The 15,018-nt window shown below is 70.2% G+C and carries 15 protein-coding genes and 2 riboswitches; of the genes, 8 read left to right on the forward strand and 7 right to left on the reverse strand.

Annotated features, from left to right (window positions below; all coding sequences use genetic code 11):
* Window positions 1-103 precede the first annotated feature (103 nt).
* From gcvP to gcvT, 3 genes are read right to left on the reverse strand one after another with little or no spacing between them, the layout of a single operon-like run.
* Window positions 104-2,980 (reverse strand): aminomethyl-transferring glycine dehydrogenase, encoded by a 2,877-nt coding sequence (gene gcvP / locus EOD42_RS19085; RefSeq protein WP_127789170.1) that lies wholly within the window; start codon window positions 2,978-2,980, stop codon window positions 104-106.
* Between the two features lie 20 nt (window positions 2,981-3,000).
* Window positions 3,001-3,372, reverse strand: a complete 372-nt coding sequence (gcvH, locus tag EOD42_RS19090; protein ID WP_127789171.1) for a glycine cleavage system protein GcvH — start codon at window positions 3,370-3,372, stop codon at window positions 3,001-3,003.
* 14 nt (window positions 3,373-3,386) lie between these two features.
* Window positions 3,387-4,487: a glycine cleavage system aminomethyltransferase GcvT gene (gene gcvT, locus EOD42_RS19095; protein WP_127789172.1), complete on the reverse strand. Its 1,101-nt coding sequence runs from the start codon at window positions 4,485-4,487 to the stop codon at window positions 3,387-3,389.
* Between the two features lie 45 nt (window positions 4,488-4,532).
* A riboswitch (glycine riboswitch) is annotated at window positions 4,533-4,622 on the reverse strand.
* Window positions 4,623-4,625: 3 nt separating this feature from the next.
* Window positions 4,626-4,721: riboswitch (glycine riboswitch) on the reverse strand.
* A gap of 167 nt (window positions 4,722-4,888) precedes the next feature.
* Between gcvT and EOD42_RS19100 the strand changes: the two genes are divergently transcribed.
* From EOD42_RS19100 to EOD42_RS19110, 3 genes are all read left to right on the forward strand, one after another.
* Window positions 4,889-5,698: a hypothetical protein gene (locus EOD42_RS19100; RefSeq protein WP_127789173.1), complete on the forward strand. Its 810-nt coding sequence runs from the start codon at window positions 4,889-4,891 to the stop codon at window positions 5,696-5,698.
* Between the two features lie 305 nt (window positions 5,699-6,003).
* On the forward strand, window positions 6,004-6,789 hold the full coding sequence (locus tag EOD42_RS19105; RefSeq protein ID WP_127789174.1) for an aldolase: 786 nt from the start codon (window positions 6,004-6,006) through the stop codon (window positions 6,787-6,789).
* A gap of 28 nt (window positions 6,790-6,817) precedes the next feature.
* A complete protein-coding gene (locus tag EOD42_RS19110) occupies window positions 6,818-7,774 on the forward strand; it encodes a tripartite tricarboxylate transporter substrate binding protein (RefSeq protein WP_127789175.1) in 957 nt (318 codons plus the stop codon).
* A gap of 4 nt (window positions 7,775-7,778) precedes the next feature.
* Here the strand turns inward: EOD42_RS19110 and EOD42_RS19115 are convergent, their stop codons facing one another.
* Entirely contained in the window at window positions 7,779-8,393 is a 615-nt protein-coding gene (locus EOD42_RS19115; RefSeq protein WP_127789176.1) for an Asp/Glu racemase, read from the reverse strand.
* Between the two features lie 115 nt (window positions 8,394-8,508).
* Here EOD42_RS19115 and EOD42_RS19120 point away from each other — a divergent pair, with 115 nt between their 5' ends.
* Complete coding sequence (locus EOD42_RS19120) at window positions 8,509-9,657, forward strand: MFS transporter (protein ID WP_127789177.1); 1,149 nt, start codon at window positions 8,509-8,511, stop codon at window positions 9,655-9,657.
* Here the strand turns inward: EOD42_RS19120 and gluQRS are convergent.
* Window positions 9,641-10,459: a tRNA glutamyl-Q(34) synthetase GluQRS gene (gluQRS, locus tag EOD42_RS19125; RefSeq protein ID WP_127789178.1), complete on the reverse strand. Its 819-nt coding sequence runs from the start codon at window positions 10,457-10,459 to the stop codon at window positions 9,641-9,643. The two genes, EOD42_RS19120 and gluQRS, sit on opposite strands and share 17 nt — an antisense overlap.
* Window positions 10,456-10,800: a hypothetical protein gene (locus tag EOD42_RS19130; protein ID WP_127789179.1), complete on the reverse strand. Its 345-nt coding sequence runs from the start codon at window positions 10,798-10,800 to the stop codon at window positions 10,456-10,458. Before EOD42_RS19130 ends, gluQRS begins: the two co-directional genes overlap by 4 nt.
* Before the next feature lie 178 nt (window positions 10,801-10,978).
* On the opposite strand from EOD42_RS19130, the gene EOD42_RS19135 reads away from it, so the two are divergent.
* The 4 genes from EOD42_RS19135 (at window position 10,979) to EOD42_RS19150 (ending at window position 13,791) form a co-directional block, all read left to right on the forward strand.
* Window positions 10,979-11,278, forward strand: a complete 300-nt coding sequence (locus EOD42_RS19135) for a YkvA family protein (RefSeq protein WP_240655213.1) — start codon at window positions 10,979-10,981, stop codon at window positions 11,276-11,278.
* 50 nt (window positions 11,279-11,328) lie between these two features.
* Entirely contained in the window at window positions 11,329-11,898 is a 570-nt protein-coding gene (locus tag EOD42_RS19140) for a helix-turn-helix domain-containing protein (protein WP_127789181.1), read from the forward strand.
* 55 nt (window positions 11,899-11,953) lie between these two features.
* Complete coding sequence (locus EOD42_RS19145; RefSeq protein WP_127789182.1) at window positions 11,954-12,742, forward strand: aldolase; 789 nt, start codon at window positions 11,954-11,956, stop codon at window positions 12,740-12,742.
* An 86-nt stretch (window positions 12,743-12,828) separates the two neighbouring features.
* Window positions 12,829-13,791, forward strand: coding sequence for a Bug family tripartite tricarboxylate transporter substrate binding protein (locus EOD42_RS19150; RefSeq protein WP_127789183.1), 963 nt, complete (start codon window positions 12,829-12,831; stop codon window positions 13,789-13,791).
* An 89-nt stretch (window positions 13,792-13,880) separates the two neighbouring features.
* On the opposite strand, the gene EOD42_RS19155 is transcribed toward EOD42_RS19150, so the two are convergent.
* Window positions 13,881-15,014 (reverse strand): DegT/DnrJ/EryC1/StrS family aminotransferase, encoded by a 1,134-nt coding sequence (locus tag EOD42_RS19155; RefSeq protein WP_240655214.1) that lies wholly within the window; start codon window positions 15,012-15,014, stop codon window positions 13,881-13,883.
* Window positions 15,015-15,018: the final 4 nt, after the last annotated feature.

Consider the following 15,018-nt stretch of genomic DNA (forward strand, 5'->3'; position numbering starts at 1 on the left):
AAGGTAAGGCGCCAAACTCTTATCAGGTCCAGGAGATATTATCTCCTGGCGGGGGTGCCGGGGGCAGAGCCCCTGGCCGGGTTCAGGGGCAAAGCCCCTGCATTCACTCCGCCGCCTGCGCGAACGCCTTATGCGCATAGTCTTCCAGCGGCGCGCAGGTGCAGATCAGGTTGCGGTCGCCATAGACATTGTCCACCCGCTTCACCGGCGGCCAGTACTTGCCCGCGCGCACCCAGGGCAGCGGGAAGGCCGCTTCCTCGCGGCTGTAGCCGTGCGACCAGTCGGAGCCCATGACTTCGGACGCCGTGTGCGGCGCGTTCTTCAACGGGTTGTCCTGCTTGTCGGAGCGGCCCTGTTCCACCGCGCGGATCTCGGCGCGGATCTGGATCATCGCCTCGACGAAGCGATCGAGCTCGGCCTTAGGCTCGCTCTCGGTCGGTTCGACCATCAGCGTGCCGGCCACCGGCCAGGACATGGTGGGGGCGTGGAAGCCGTAATCCTGCAGGCGCTTGGCGATGTCCTCGACCAGCACGCCGCCGCCCTGCTGGAAGCCGCGGCAATCCAGGATGCACTCATGCGCCACCATCCCCTGCTTCCCGCGATACAGGATGGGGAAATGGCCGCTGAGGCGCTTCGCGACATAGTTGGCGTTCAGGATCGCGACCTGGGTGGCCTTCGTCAGGCCATCCGCACCCATCATGCGGATATAGGCGTAGCTGATGGGCAGGATGGCGGCCGAACCGAAGGGCGCGGCCGAGACCGGGCCATAGCCCGTCGCCGGGCCGGCCTCGGCCACCAGCGGGTGGTTGGGCAGGTGCGGGGCCAGATGCGCCGCCACGCCGATCGGGCCCACACCTGGCCCGCCGCCGCCATGCGGAATGCAGAAGGTCTTGTGCAGGTTCAGGTGGCACACGTCGGCGCCGATCCGGCCCGGCGCGGTCAGGCCCACCTGGGCGTTCATGTTGGCGCCGTCCATGTAGACCTGCCCGCCATGGGCGTGGATGGTCTCACAGATTTCCTGGATCGCTTCCTCGAACACGCCATGGGTCGAGGGATAGGTCACCATCAGCGCCGACAGGTTCGCCGCGTGCTCGGCGGCCTTGGCCTTCAGGTCGGCCACGTCGATGTTACCGTCGCGGTCGCAGGCGGTGACCACCACCTTCATGCCGGCCATCGCCGCGCTGGCGGGGTTGGTGCCGTGCGCGGAGGACGGGATGAGGCAGATGTTGCGGTGGCCTTCGCCGCGCGCCTTGTGCCATTCGCGGATCGCGAGCAGCCCGGCATATTCGCCCTGGCTGCCGGCATTGGGCTGCAGCGACACGGCGGCAAAGCCGGTCACGCTCGCCAGCCAGGATTCGAGGCGACGGATCAGCGTGATGTAGCCCTGTGCCTGGTCCACCGGCGCGAAGGGATGGATGTTCGCGAAGCCGCCGAAGGTGATCGGGATCATCTCCGCCGTCGCGTTCAGCTTCATGGTGCAGGAACCCAGCGCGATCATGCTGCGGTTCAGCGCCACGTCCTTGTCCTCAAGCCGCTTGAGGTAACGCAGCATCGCGTGTTCGGAGTGATGGGTGGAGAACACTTCCGCCGTTAGGAAGCCGCTGCTGCGCGCGAGGGCGGCGGGAATGCCGCCCTTCGCCTCGCCCAGCGTGCCGCCGAGGATGGCGGCGAGGGCGGCGAGATCCTCCCGCGTCACCGTCTCATCCAGCGCGATGGCGACCGCGCCGCCGACGTCGCGCAGATTGAAGCCCTTCTGCAGGGCCTCGGCCATCACGGCGCCGGTCTCGATGCCGGTCTCCAGCACGATGGTGTCGAAGAACTCGGCATGGCGCAGCGCGAAGCGCGACGCACCGGCCAGCAGCCGTGCCTGCAGATGCACGCGCGCGGCGATGCGCTTCAGCCCCTCGGGGCCGTGCCACACCGCGTACATGCTGGCCATCACCGCCAGCAGGACCTGGGCGGTGCAGATGTTGCTGGTCGCCTTCTCACGGCGAATGTGCTGTTCGCGCGTCTGCAGTGCGAGGCGCATGGCCGGCGCGCCGGCGACATCGACGGAAACGCCGACCAGGCGCCCGGGCAGCAGGCGCTTATGCGCGTCCTTCACCGCCATGTAGCCGGCATGCGGCCCGCCATAGCCCAGCGGCACGCCGAAGCGCTGGGACGAGCCCACGGCGATGTCGGCACCCATCTCACCGGGCGGCTTGAGGGCGACGAGCGACAGGATATCCGCCGCCACGATCGCCAGGCCGCCCTTGGCCTGCACGGCCGCGATCTCGGGCGCCAGGTCGCGCACCGCGCCGTCGCGCCCGGGGTATTGCAGCAGCAGGGCGAAGGGTGCCTCCGCCTCCACCACCGCCTTGATCTCGGACGGGGCGGCGGTGACGACCTTGTAGCCCAGCGGCTCCGCGCGGACCTGCACCACCGCCAGGGTCTGGGGCAGCACGTCGTCGGCGACGACGATGGTGGTGGATTTGCCGCGGGTGGCCGAATGGGCCAGCGCCATCGCCTCGGCCGCCGCCGTGGCTTCATCCAGCAGCGAGGCATTGGCGACCGGCAGGCCCGTCAGGTCGCCGATCATGGTCTGGAAATTGACCAGCGCCTCCAGCCGGCCCTGCGCGATCTCGGCCTGATACGGCGTGTAGGCCGTGTACCAGCCCGGATTCTCCAGGATGTTGCGCAGAATGACGGGAGGGGTGTGGGTGCCGTGATAGCCCAGCCCGATCAGGCTTTTGACCTGACGGTTGCTGTCGGCCAGCCCGCGCAGCTCAGCGATCGCCGCCGCCTCGTTCACCGCCGCCGGAAGCGCCGACAGGTCGATGCCGCGGATCGCGGCGGGGACCGTGCGGCCCACCAGCGCGTCGAGGCTCTCGGCGCCGACTTCCTTCAGCATGGCCGCGATCTCGGCCTCGCCGGGGGCGACGTGGCGGCGGGCGAATTCACCCGCGTCTTCAAGTTCCGTGAGCTGGTCGAGCAGACCCATCACCATCCCTCCCGCTGAGATCAGAGGCTGTCGACGAAGGCCTGGTAGCCAGCCTCGTCCAGCAGATCATCCGGCAGGCCGCCGGACAGTTCGACCTTGAAGAACCAGCCCTCGCCGGTCGGTTCGGCATTGATGGTGCCGGGGTTGTCCACCAGCGCGTCGTTCACCGCGACCACCTTGCCCGCGACCGGGGCATAGACGTCGGAAGCCGCCTTCACGCTCTCGACCACCGCGACCGCCTCGCCGGGGGTCACGTCACGGCCCACATCGGGCAGTTCCACGAACACCACGTCACCCAGCGCGGTCTGCGCGTGGTCGGTGATGCCGACGGTGGCGACGCCGCCCTCGACGCGGATCCATTCGTGGTCCTTGGAAAACTTCATCTCGGCCATGGCTTGCTCCTGTCTCAGCGGGCGTAGCGGCGGGGGTGGAAAGGGGTGGGGGCGACGCGGGCGGGAAGAAACTTCCCGCGCACCTGCAACTGCAGTGCGCTGCCATCATCGGCATGCTGGCGAACGACATAGCCCATTGCCACTGGGCCATTCACTGAAGGACCGAAGCCACCGGACGTAATTAGTCCAATGACTTCGCCATTAGGGGCGTGAATGGGCGTGTGAGAGCGGGCAGGCTGTCGTCCTTCAGGAAGGATGCCGACGCGTAACCTCTTCGGCCCGTTATCCAGTTCGCCGCGAATGCGGTCAGCGCCTGGGAAATCCCAGGCCATCCGCCGGCGCTTACCCATGGACCAGACCAAATTTGCTTCGACCGGCGAAATGGCAGCATCGATGTCGTTGCCGTACAGGCACAGCCCGGCCTCCAGGCGCAGGCTGTCGCGCGCGCCGAGCCCGGCGGGCTGCACGCCGGGCAGGCCCAGCAGCGTCTTGGCGAAGGCCTCGGCTGCCTCGGCGGGGACCGAGATCTCCACCCCATCCTCACCGGTGTAGCCGCTGCGGGAGATAATGAGCGGCAGCCCCTGCCACACGCCTTCCCACACGCCCATGAAGGAAAGGGCCGCGATCTCGGGGATCAGCGTGGCGATGCCGGCCACGGCCGCCGGCCCCTGCAGCGCGATCAGCGCGCGGTCGGGCAGGGGGCGCAGCGACACGCCGGCCGGCAGCACGCTTTCGATCAGCGGCAGGTCGATGTGCTTGCGGCTGGCATTCACCACCAGGAACAGCCGCCCGCCGGTATTGGCGACCATGAAATCATCCACGATGCCGCCATCGGCGTTCAGCAGCAGGCCATAGCGCTGGCGGCCCGGCTTCAGCGACTGCACGTCGGCCGGCGTCAGCTTCTCGAGCGCGGCGGCCGCCCCTTCGCCCACGAGTTCCGCCTGGCCCATGTGGGAGACATCGAACAGCCCGGCCTCGGCGCGGGTGTGCAGGTGTTCGGTCATGATGCCGGCGGGGTACTGCACGGGCATGGAATAGCCCGCGAAGGGCACCATCCGCCCGCCGAGTTCACCGTGAAGCTTCGCCAGGGGCGTTTCGAGCAAGGTATCGGTCACGCATCCTCCGGCCGCGAAGTGCGGCTGTTGGGTTTCGTGACCCCCCTCTGTCCCGGTACCTGAGAGATTCGCGCAGGCTGTGCCCGCACTTACTCCTTCGGTGCCGGCTGCCTCTCGGCGCCGGGCTTTCCAGAGTTCCCTGCCCACGCGGCCCTTTTGCCTGAGCGGTTCCGGGGGCCGGTTGCGCCTTCGGCGGGGCGACTCGCGGGCCGCCCTCTCTCCCGCGTGGGATACGGGTGGGTTCCGCATACAGGGCGGGCGTTGGCGGTGCAATGGCCATGAACGGCGTGATGCATACAACCACGCACGCAAATCATTGCCCGATTCAACTCTATTCGTTAAACAAGTCTTAAATGTGAGACGTTCCGGGGTTGCAACTCCCGGTGGCGGGGGTGTTTTCCATGATGCGTCAGGCGCTTGCCGTGCTGGGATTGGGCCTGCTGTTGGGCAGCGCCCTGGCGCGCCCCGCCGCCGCGCAATGGCCCCAGCCCGAGGGCGGCGGCCAGATCATCCTGCAGATGGCCCCCTATTGGGCCAACCAGGACGGCTTCGACAGCCGCGGCAACCGGGTGCCGGGCCGGGGTTCCGTCACGCGCCTCGATATCTCTCCTTATTGGGAGCACGGCCTGACGCAGCGCTGGACGGTGGGCTTCGCACCGCGCCTGCAGGCCAGCTGGATGGACCAGGGCTCTGCCCGGCATGAGGGTTTCGGCCTGGCCGATGCCTCGATCTTCGCGCGCTACACCGTGTATCGCGGCGACTTCAACGTGCTGGCGGTGCAGGGCACCGTGGTCACGCCGGGCGTGGGCGGGCGGCACAACACCTATATCGCCGATCCGCACCCCAGCTTCGAGGCGCGGGTGCTGTACGGCCACAGCGTGGAGCTGCCGCGCGGCATGTCGGCCTTCGGCTCTGTCGCCGGCGCCTATCGCTTCCGCCCCGGCAGCGCGGCCGATGAGCTGCGCGCCGATGTCACGCTGGGTGTCCGCCCGCTGCCCGACTGGATGGTGATGGCGCAGTATTTCGGCACCTATGGCCTGCGCAACAACGGCCCCAACGGGCCGGATTACGCGATCCATCGCGCGCAGTTCTCGATCGTGCATGACCTGAACGCCCGGCACAGCATCCAGCTGGGCTATATGCGTGAGCTCGCGGGACGCCGCGTCTCCCTCGGCCAGGCGGTGATGGCCGCCTGGTGGTACCGCTACTGACGCGATGACGGACGCCGGGGGGGTGCCCCGGTGCCGTATCGTCGAGGGAGGGAGGGAGGTTTCCCCGGAGGGTAGGTGCAGCCCGCGCGCCTTCGCCAGGAAGGTAGGAGGACGTCGGCGCGCGGGCGACAGGCAGCCGGTAGTACGCTGCCATCCGGGGTTGGTAGGCCACGGGAGAGTGCCCTGTGGTGAGAACATCTCTACGCCCCCCACCGGTGGCTGTGTGCGTCCTAATGTGACGAAGCGTGAACCGCCTTTCGGCGCCCAATCTTGCGGTATCGCCGGGCCCGTGCAGGATGCGCCGCATGGCACATGCATTCGAAGCCCCCGCACCCGCGCTGCTGCGCAACTCCGAGCTCGACAGCGCCGCGGTGCGCCAGGCGCGCATCGACCTCGCCGCCTGCTTCCGCATGGCCGCGAAGCTCGGCATGCACGAAGGCATCTGCAACCATTTCTCGGCCATGGTGCCGGGGCGCGACGACCTGATGCTGGTCAACCCCTATGGCTACGCCTTCGCGGAGATGACGGCCTCCCGCCTGCTCATCACCGACCTGGAGGGCCGGGTGGTCGCGGGCCAGGGCGTGCCGGAGGCCACGGCCTTCTACATCCATGCCCGGCTGCACCTGAACAACCCGCGCGCCAAGGCCGCCTTCCACACCCACATGCCCTACGCGACCTCTCTGGCGATGCTCGAGGGCCCGCCGCTGGTCTGGGCCGGGCAGACCGCGCTGAAGTTCTATGGCCGCACCGTGGTGGACGAGAACTACAACGGCCTGGCGCTGGACAATGCCGAGGGCGACCGCATCGCGGCCTCCATGGGTGACGCCGATATCGTGTTCATGAAGAACCACGGCGTGATGGTGGTGGGCCCTTCCGTCGCCGAGGCCTGGGACGACCTGTATTACCTGGAGCGCGCGGCGCAGGCCCAGTGCCTGGCCATGAGCACCGGCCGCCAGCTGAAGCCCGTGCCCGCCGAGCTGGCCCGCAAGACCTATGAGCAGATGCGTGAAGGCGACCGCGAGAGCGCGGCCCTGCATCTGGAGAGCATCAAGCGCCAGCTGATGGCCGAGGCGCCTGAATTCGCCGAGTAAACATCCCCCGCCGGGGAGGGAGTGAATCATGACCTGTGTGAGTCGCCGCCTGCTGGGCGGCGCTGTCCTGGCGCTCGCCGCGCCGGCCGTCCGCGCGCAGTCGCGGCCCGTCAGAATCGTCGTGCCCTACGCGCCCGGCGGTCAGTCGGACACCGTGGTGCGGCTGATCCAGCCCAAGATGAGCGAGGCCCTGGGCCAGACCATCGTGGTGGAGAACCGGCCGGGCGGCGGCGGCACCATCGGGGCGTCGGCCGTCGTGGCCTCGCCGGCCGACGGCACGACGCTGCTGTTCGAGAGCTACGGCTTCATCACCCAGCCGCTGATCCAGACCAGCCTGACCTATGACCACGAGCACGCCTTCATGGCGATCGGCCAGGCGGTGGAGCTGCCCTATGTGCTGGTGGTGAAGGCCGCTTTCCCGGCCAATGACCTCGCGGGCTACATCAATGAGGCCAAGCGGCAGAACGGCATTCCGTTCGGCTCGCCGGGCATCGGCTCCATCGGGCATCTGGCCGGCGCCCTGCTCGCGCATCGCGCGGGCGTGCAACTGGAACACATCCCCTATCGCGGCGGCACCGAGGCCGCGCGCGACATCGTGGGCGGCAATCTCGACAGCGCCATTTCCTCGGCCAATTCCCTGCGGCCGCTTGTGGTCGAGGGCAAGGCCAAGGGCATCGCGCTGACCAGCGGCACGCGCCGCGGCACGCTGTCCAACCTGCCGACCATCGCGGAATCGGGCTTCCCCGGCTTCGACTTCACCAGCTGGAACGGCATGTTCGCCCCGGCCGGCACCCCCGCCCCGGTGATCGCGCGGATGAACGAGGCCATGCGCGCCGCGACCAGCGACCCCGGCGTGCGGGAACGCCTGGCGGCCAGCGGCAACGATCCGGTTTCCGGTTCCGCCGAGCAGTTCGCGGCCCTGGTGGCGCGCGACCGCGAGACGGTGCGCAACCTGGTGCGCGAGACGCGGCTGCAACTGCAATAGCACTCTAAGCCGGCGGCATGCCCTGGGCTGCCGCCGCCATGGCGGCGTCCGGCACCGTCAGCAGGTCGCCGCCGGCATTCGCCACCGCCATGGAGGCCTGGGCCAGCGCGACCGTCCCGGCACCCCGCGCCGCGGCCCGGATCGCGGCCGCATAGCCCTCGGTATCGCCCGCGCGGAACCGCGCCCAGGCGCCGGGCACCAGCCGCAACTCCCATTCCTTTCCGGCCGGCGCATGGGCCGCGAACAGGGCGCGCGTCGGCTCCAGCGTCGTGTCGACCGCGCACAGCACCAGAAGGCGGCCGGGGCGCGCCATGGCCTGGCGGGCCAGCGCCGCGTCGGCACGCCAGGCGGGCAGGGGCAACGGGTCATCGACGGCGGGGCCCAGCGTCGAGCAGGTCAGCAGCAATGCACGCGCGCCCGGCGCCAGCCGGGCCAGCTCGGCGCGGGTTTCGGCCAGGATGGCGGGCGTGGCGCCCCCCGCCGCCTCGGCCTCGGCCAGCAGGTCCGCCCGCACGGCGTGGCGCAGCGTGAGGCCGTGGCGCGCCGCCGCCGGTTCGAAGAGCGGGATGTTGCTGGCGGCGCTGTGCAGGCAGGCGATGGTCATGCGCCAGCGTCGCATGGGCCATGCCGAAGGGCCATCGGGGTTGAAGCCGCCCCCGGCCGCATGCCACACCCGGCCCATGTTCCGCCGCCTCGCCCCTTCTGCCCGCAAGCTCTGAGCGATGTCGGCCGTCATGACCCAAGCGGCGCCGCGCGGCGTCTGGCTGTTCGTCGCCGCTGCCACCTGCGCCTTCGGCGGCGTGTGGATGAGCGTGCCTCTCGCCTCCGTGCTGCTGGCCGAACGCGGGGAGGCCCCGGCGCTGGTCGGGCTCTATGCCGCCTCGGTCTGGGTCACGGCGCTGTGCTCGGCGCCCTTCACGCCCTGGATCGCGGGGCGCGCGGGCGGTGCGGTCAGGCTGCACCGGGCCTCGGGCTTCGTCTGCGCCATGGCGATGCTGGGGCTGGCCACCGACCCTGCCTTGCCCTTCTGGTTCCTGCTGGGGCCGGTGCTGGGGGCATCATCCTGCCTCACCTGGACCACCTCGGACGCGGTGGTGGGCGCCATGGCGCCGGCGGGCCGCGAGGGGCGGTTCCTGGGCATCTACCAGACTTTCGTCTCCGCCGCGATCGGCGGCGGGCCGGCCATGCTGTGGCTGACGGGCGTGCGGACCGAGGCCTTCGCGGCGGCGGCCTGCATCATCCTGGTCGGCACGCTGCTGACCCTGCCGGTCAGCGAGCCCCAGGGCGCGGTGCCCCGCCGCATGCGCGTGTCCATCCCGCGCCTGCGCCCGGTGGCGCTGATGATGATGGCCCCCGCCGGGGCCGCGATGATGTGCGGGTCGCTGGAAGGTGTCGCGGGGGCGGTGTTTCCAGTGCAGGCGCTGGGCCTCGGCATGTCGGCCGCCGCGGCGGCCAGCATCGTTGTGGCCACCGGCTTCGGCAATGTGCTGGCACAATTCCCGGTGGGCTGGTTCGCGGACCGTTTCGGCACGCATCGTGCCCTGCTGGCCTGTGCGGTGCTGGTGGCGGTGGGGGCGCTGCTGTGGCCGGTGCTGGCGCCCGGGCAGTGGGTGTGGCCGCTGCTGTCGGTGTGGGGCGGTGCGGCGGGTGCCATCTATACGCTGGGCATGGTGCGGGCGGTGCAGCGCTTCGCGGGGCCCGCGCGGGCCATGGGCATGGCGGGGCTGAACACCGCCTATCTGACCGGGGGCGCGATCGGGGCGCCGCTGGGCGGGCTGGTGCTGCAGGCGATGCCGGGGGCGGGGCTGTCGGTGGCGCTGGCGGTGCTGGCGCTCTCGGCGGGGCTGGGGCTGAGCCTGGCCGCGCTCAGGCGCGGGGGCTGAAGGGCGGCAGTGCCGCGATCACGGCCTCGGCCGTCATGCCGGCCGCGCGCATGTCCCGCAGGGCGGGCGCGCCGTCGCGCTTGGCCAGGCGCTTGCCGTCGGGCCCCAGCAGCAGCGGGTGATGCTCATATGCCGGTTCCGGCAGGCCGAGCCGGGCCTGGAGCAGCCGATGGATGTCGGTGGCGGGCAGCAGATCCTCGCCGCGCGTGACCAGATCCACCCCTTGGGCCGCGTCGTCGCAGACCACGCACAGGTGATAGGACAGCCCCGCATCCTTGCGGGCCAGCACCACATCGCCATGCGCCATGGGGTCGCAGCGCAGCCTGCCGCGCGCGCGGTCGATGAAGGTCAGCGGCGGCAGCCCGTCCAGGGCGCGCGCCACGTCCAGCCGCCAGGCATGCGGGTGCCCGGCCGCGATGCGACGCTCGCGCTCGGCGGCGGGCAGCCCCCGGCAGGTGCCCGGATACACGGCACCCGACGGCCCCTGCGGCGCGCCACCGGCCGCGGCGATATCCGCCCGGGTGCAGAAGCAGGGATAGAGGAAGGGGCTCAGCTGGCGAAGCGCCGCGCGATGCCCGGCCGCATGTTCCGTCTGCACCCGCACCGGTTCCTCCCAGCGCAGGCCGAGCCAGGCGAGGTCCTCCGTGATCCAGGCCGCGTATTCGGGGCGGCAGCGGGTGGTGTCGATATCCTCCAGCCGCAGCAGGAAGCGATCCCCGCGCGCGGCCGCGAACAGGGCCGAGTAGGCATGGCCCAGGTGCAGGGCGCCGGTGGGGCTGGGGGCGAAGCGGGTGGTGGTCACGGCTCCCGCTTGTCGGCGGGCGGCAGCAGGCGGCCGTGCTTGATCAGCAGCTCCACCAGCGCCTCGGTCAGCAGTTCCTCCATCTTCTGGCCGCGCTGGGCGGCCAGCTGCTTCAGGTTGTTGCGCAGGCCCGAGGGCACGCGGAAGAACAGCTGCGCGTCCTTGGCGCCCGACAGCGCCTGCTCCACCGTCTCGGCCACATAGCCCGCGGCGCCGGCCACCTGGCGGCCGCCGCGCATCGCGGCCTCTCCCACCACATATCCGGCCGAGAGCAGCCGATCGAGCACGCGCTGGAAGATGGCTTCCTCGGTGGGGTTTTCGGGCGGGGGCGTCTTGGCCATGCGGGGTTCCTGAATTGCTATCAAGATTGCTTGCAATCGAATGATCCGATAGCTATCAATCTAGCTAGCAACCCAGCCGTGCCGCAAGCCGGCTTCCGACAGGAACGCCATGGACCAGTCCTTCGACCCCCGAATCGCCCTCGAAGCCCCGGTTGAACCGCCGAAGGAGGAGGATTTCATGTCCCGCCTGCGCAGCGGCATGCGCCGCATCGGCGGGCCGGCCGTGCTGCAGCTGCTGCAGCTATGGGTGGCCGCCCGCGCCAACGGCACGCCGCTGACGATGAAGGCGGCGCTCTGGGGCGCGCTCGGCTATTTCGTCATGCCGATGGACGCCGTGCCCGACGCCATCCCGCTGGCGGGCTTCGGTGACGACGTGGCCGTGATCGCGGCGGCGCTCGCGCTCGCGCACCGCGCCATCTCGCCCGAGGTGCAGGCCCGCGCGGCGGAATTGTTCAGCCGCCTGTTCAGCCGGGCCTGACGGGCAAGGCGGCGCTTCGCGCGGCTTCGCGAATCGCGCTACCCAGGGGCATGCCCGCCACGACCCTCGGCCCCCGCGTGAAGGCCATGCGCCTGCGCCAGGGCCTGACGCTGGAAACCCTGGCCCAGCGTACAGGCCTGACCCGCTCCTTCCTCTCGAAGGTGGAGCGGTCGGCAACGACCCCCTCCATCACCACCGCGCTGAAGCTCGCCTCCGCCTTCGGTATCGGGGTGGGGCAGCTGCTGGGGGAAGCCACGGACCTGCATGCCGTTTCCGTGCTGCGCATGGCCGACCGCCGCTCCTTCATGGGCGGCGGGCCGGACGATTACACGCCCCTGGCCCCGGGCCGGCCGCTGAAGGCGATGGAGCCCTTTCTCGTCACGCCGCCGCTGGAGTTCCGCGAGGGACCGCTCGGCCGGCATTCCGGCGATGAATTCATGCTGGTCCTGAAGGGGCGGGTGGAGCTTTCATTCGATGGCCGCTCCATCGTGCTGGAGGCCGGGGACACCGCCTATTTCGATGCCTCCCTGCCGCATCGCAGCCGCAGCCTGGGCAGCCGCCCGGCCGAGGTACTGACAGTGATCGCTACTCCGCCTTCTGAGACACCAGAAGAAAGTTAATGACACTTTGTGTCCTGAACGCTATACCTGCCTTCAGCGATCTGGAGGTGGGGCAATGGATGGCGATGCGGTGGTGCGGCCAAAGGAGGCCTATCACGCCAAGGCGGAAGCGGATTTCCGCCGCAACCTCGGCATTCCCGACTGGACCGTGCGTCAGCGCCTCGCGCTCGCTTGCCGGATTCTCTCGATGGAAGGGCACGGCTCGGGCCTCGCGGGGCAGCTGACCGCGCGCGGGCCGGAGCCCGGCACCTACTACACCATGCGTTTCGGGTTGGGGCTGGACGAGATCACGGCCACCAACCTGCTGCTGGTCGATGACGACCTGAAGGTCCTGCAGGGGGAGGGCATGCCCAACCCCTCCAACCGTTTCCATCTGTGGATCTACCGAGCGCGGCCGCAGGTGAACTGCATCGTGCACACCCATCCGCCGCAGGTGTCTGCCCTGTCCATGATCGGCGTGCCGCTGAAGCCCAGCCACATGGACACTTCCATGTTCTACGAGGATTGCGCCTGGCTGCCGGAATGGCCGGGCGTGCCGATCGGCGACGAGGAAGGCCGGCTGATCAGCGAGGCGCTGGGCGAAAACCGTTCCATCCTGCTGGCCCATCACGGGTTGCTGACGGCCACGACCAACATCGAGGAAAGCGCCGTGCTGGCGCTGTTCATGGAACGCTGCGCCGGGTTGCAGCTGCGGGCCATGGCGGCGGGCACCATCCGCGACCTGCCACCCGAGGTGGCGCGCGAGGCCCATGACTATCGCCTGAAGCCCAAGCCGGTGCAGGCGACCTTCTTCTACCACGCCCGCGCCGCCATGCGCGCGGGCCATGCCGAAGCCCTGGGCTGAATCGCCCCAACACGAAGGACCGGGGCGCCCGTGGGGGGACGTTCCGGCCATGACGCCAGCCGCGCGGCGACATTCGGGAGACACCGATGCGTCGACGTCATCTGCTTCTCGCGCCGCTATGCGCGCCCCTGCCGGCCAAGGCTCAGAGCTGGCCGAGCCAGAGCATCACCTTCATGGTGCCGAACGGCGCCGGAGGCACGACCGACCTGGCCGCGCGGCTGGCCGCCGCCGGCATGGCCACGCGCCTGGACGGCAAACCCGTGGTGGTCGAGAACCGCCCGGGCGGCGACGGCGCCATCGCCATCCGCGCCACCCTGCGCGCGCGGGACGGCCATACCTTCGTCTGCGCCTATTCCGGCTATGTGGTGGGCACGCCGCATCTCAGCGCCGATCTCGGCTATGATGTGCTGAAGGACCTGATCCCGGTGGGGCAGATGATGGACGCGCCGCATGCGGTAATGGTCCATCCCTCCGTGCCCGCCAACACGCTGGCGGAGCTGACGGCCTGGATCCGCGCCAATCCCGGCCAAGTGAATTACGGCTCCACCGGCACCGGCAGCGTGCAGCATCTGGGTACGGAGCTGTACCGGCAGCTCGCGGGCGGGCTGGACATGACACATGTGTCCTACCGCGCCGTGGGCACTGCCCTGCAGGATCTGCTGGCGGGCCGGATCCAGCTGTTCATCACCAGTATCGCCCCGGCGGCCGGGCTGGCGCGGGATGGGCGGCTGAAGGCATTGGCCGTGACCTCGCCCAGCCGGGCGGCGGTGCTGCCCGGTGTGCCGAGCGCGGTCGAAGCCGGGATGCCCGCGCTGGATGTCGTCACCTGGGTGGGCCTCTATGCCCCGGCCGGCACGCCCGATGCGGTGGTGGCCCGTACCGCCGCCGCCTTGCAGGCTGCGCTGGCCGAACCCGACACGATCCGCCGCATGGCGGAGCAGGGTGCCACCCCAGGCACGGGCGGGCCCGCGGAGCTGGCCAGGCGGACCAGGGATGAATACGCGCTGTGGGGAAGGGTGATCCGGGAAGGGAACATCAAGGCGGATTGAAGGGCGCCCGCCACGGTGTGCAAAAAAGGCGCCCCGCCTAACCGGCCAGGGCGCCCATTCTCATCTGCCGCAACCGATTTGATCTCTGCTCACAGCCCCCGCAGGGCGTTGCACACCTGCTCGATCTGCGCCTCGGTCAGCTCCGGGTACAGCGGCAGGCTGAACACTTCCTGCGACGCGCGGCTGGTTTCCGCGCAGGCGGCCGGGCCCAGCGCCGTGCGTCCGGCATAGGCCGACTGCTCATGCACCGGCACCGGGTAATGGATGCCCGTGCCCACGCCCTGCGCCTTCAGCGCCGCCATGATCGCGGTGCGCTCGGGCGAGCGCAGCACATACTGGTGGAACACATGCTCCACCCCCTCGGCGCGCGCGGGCGGCGTCAGGGAAGTGCCGGCGAGTGCGGCGTCGTAATGCGCCGCGATCTCGCGCCGGCGGGCGTTGTTGGCGTCCAGCCGCGGCAGCTTGGCCCGCAGGATGGCGGCCTGCACCTCGTCCAGCCGGCTGTTCACGCCGACCAGGGAGGAGATGTAGCGCTCCCGCCAGCCGTACTGCCGGATCGCGCCGATGCGGTCGGCCAGCTCATGGTCGGCGGTGGACAGCACGCCGCCATCGCCCAGCGCGCCCAGGTTCTTGGTGGGGTACAGGCTGTAGGCCGCGGCATAGCCGATGGTGCCGATCATCCGGCCGTCATGCCGGGCGCCATGGGCCTGGGCGCAATCCTCGATCAGCGGCACGCCCGCCTTCGCGCAGGCGGCCAGCATCGGCGTCAGGTCGCAGGGGTGGCCGTAGATATGCACCGCGATGACGGCGCGGATCGGCGGGATGCCCGGCGGGGGGTCGTCCAGCACGGCCGCCAGCTCATCGGGGTCCATGCAATAGGTGTCGGGGTCGATGTCGAGCAGCAGGGGCGTCGCCCCCGCCATCTCGATCGCGGCGACCGTCGCGACGGCGGTGTGGGAAACGGTGACGACCGTCGAGCCCTCACCGATGCCCATGCCGCGCAGGATCAGCGCGATGGCGTCCGTGCCGTTCGCGCAGCCCACGGCGCGCTGGCCCTCGCCCAGCCACTGGGCGTATTCGCGCTCGAAGGCCGCACCTTCCTGCCCCAGGATATACCAGCCGGAGGACAGCGCGCGCGCGACGGCGGCGTCGATCTCCTCCTTCTGCGCGCGGTAGCCCGCGCCGGGGTCGGCCTGCGGGATCATGGTTACCGTGGCGTTCATGTCC

Source organism: Rhodovarius crocodyli (assembly GCF_004005855.1).
Classification (GTDB): domain Bacteria; phylum Pseudomonadota; class Alphaproteobacteria; order Acetobacterales; family Acetobacteraceae; genus Rhodovarius; species Rhodovarius crocodyli.

Bases quoted from the DNA above. Each gene is read 5' to 3' on its own strand.
- EOD42_RS19150 (WP_127789183.1), top strand. From the start codon at position 12,829: ATGCGTCGACGTCATCTGCTTCTCGCGCCGCTATGCGCGCCCCTGCCG.
- EOD42_RS19155 (WP_240655214.1), bottom strand. From the start codon at position 15,014: ATGAACGCCACGGTAACCATGATCCCGCAGGCCGACCCCGGCGCGGGC.
- EOD42_RS19120 (WP_127789177.1), top strand. From the start codon at position 8,509: ATGACCCAAGCGGCGCCGCGCGGCGTCTGGCTGTTCGTCGCCGCTGCC.
- gcvH (WP_127789171.1), bottom strand. From the start codon at position 3,372: ATGGCCGAGATGAAGTTTTCCAAGGACCACGAATGGATCCGCGTCGAG.
- EOD42_RS19105 (WP_127789174.1), top strand. From the start codon at position 6,004: ATGGCACATGCATTCGAAGCCCCCGCACCCGCGCTGCTGCGCAACTCC.
- EOD42_RS19115 (WP_127789176.1), bottom strand. From the start codon at position 8,393: ATGCGACGCTGGCGCATGACCATCGCCTGCCTGCACAGCGCCGCCAGC.
- EOD42_RS19135 (WP_240655213.1), top strand. From the start codon at position 10,979: ATGTCCCGCCTGCGCAGCGGCATGCGCCGCATCGGCGGGCCGGCCGTG.
- EOD42_RS19110 (WP_127789175.1), top strand. From the start codon at position 6,818: ATGACCTGTGTGAGTCGCCGCCTGCTGGGCGGCGCTGTCCTGGCGCTC.
- EOD42_RS19140 (WP_127789181.1), top strand. From the start codon at position 11,329: ATGCCCGCCACGACCCTCGGCCCCCGCGTGAAGGCCATGCGCCTGCGC.
- EOD42_RS19130 (WP_127789179.1), bottom strand. From the start codon at position 10,800: ATGGCCAAGACGCCCCCGCCCGAAAACCCCACCGAGGAAGCCATCTTC.
- EOD42_RS19100 (WP_127789173.1), top strand. From the start codon at position 4,889: ATGATGCGTCAGGCGCTTGCCGTGCTGGGATTGGGCCTGCTGTTGGGC.
- EOD42_RS19145 (WP_127789182.1), top strand. From the start codon at position 11,954: ATGGATGGCGATGCGGTGGTGCGGCCAAAGGAGGCCTATCACGCCAAG.
- gcvP (WP_127789170.1), bottom strand. From the start codon at position 2,980: ATGGGTCTGCTCGACCAGCTCACGGAACTTGAAGACGCGGGTGAATTC.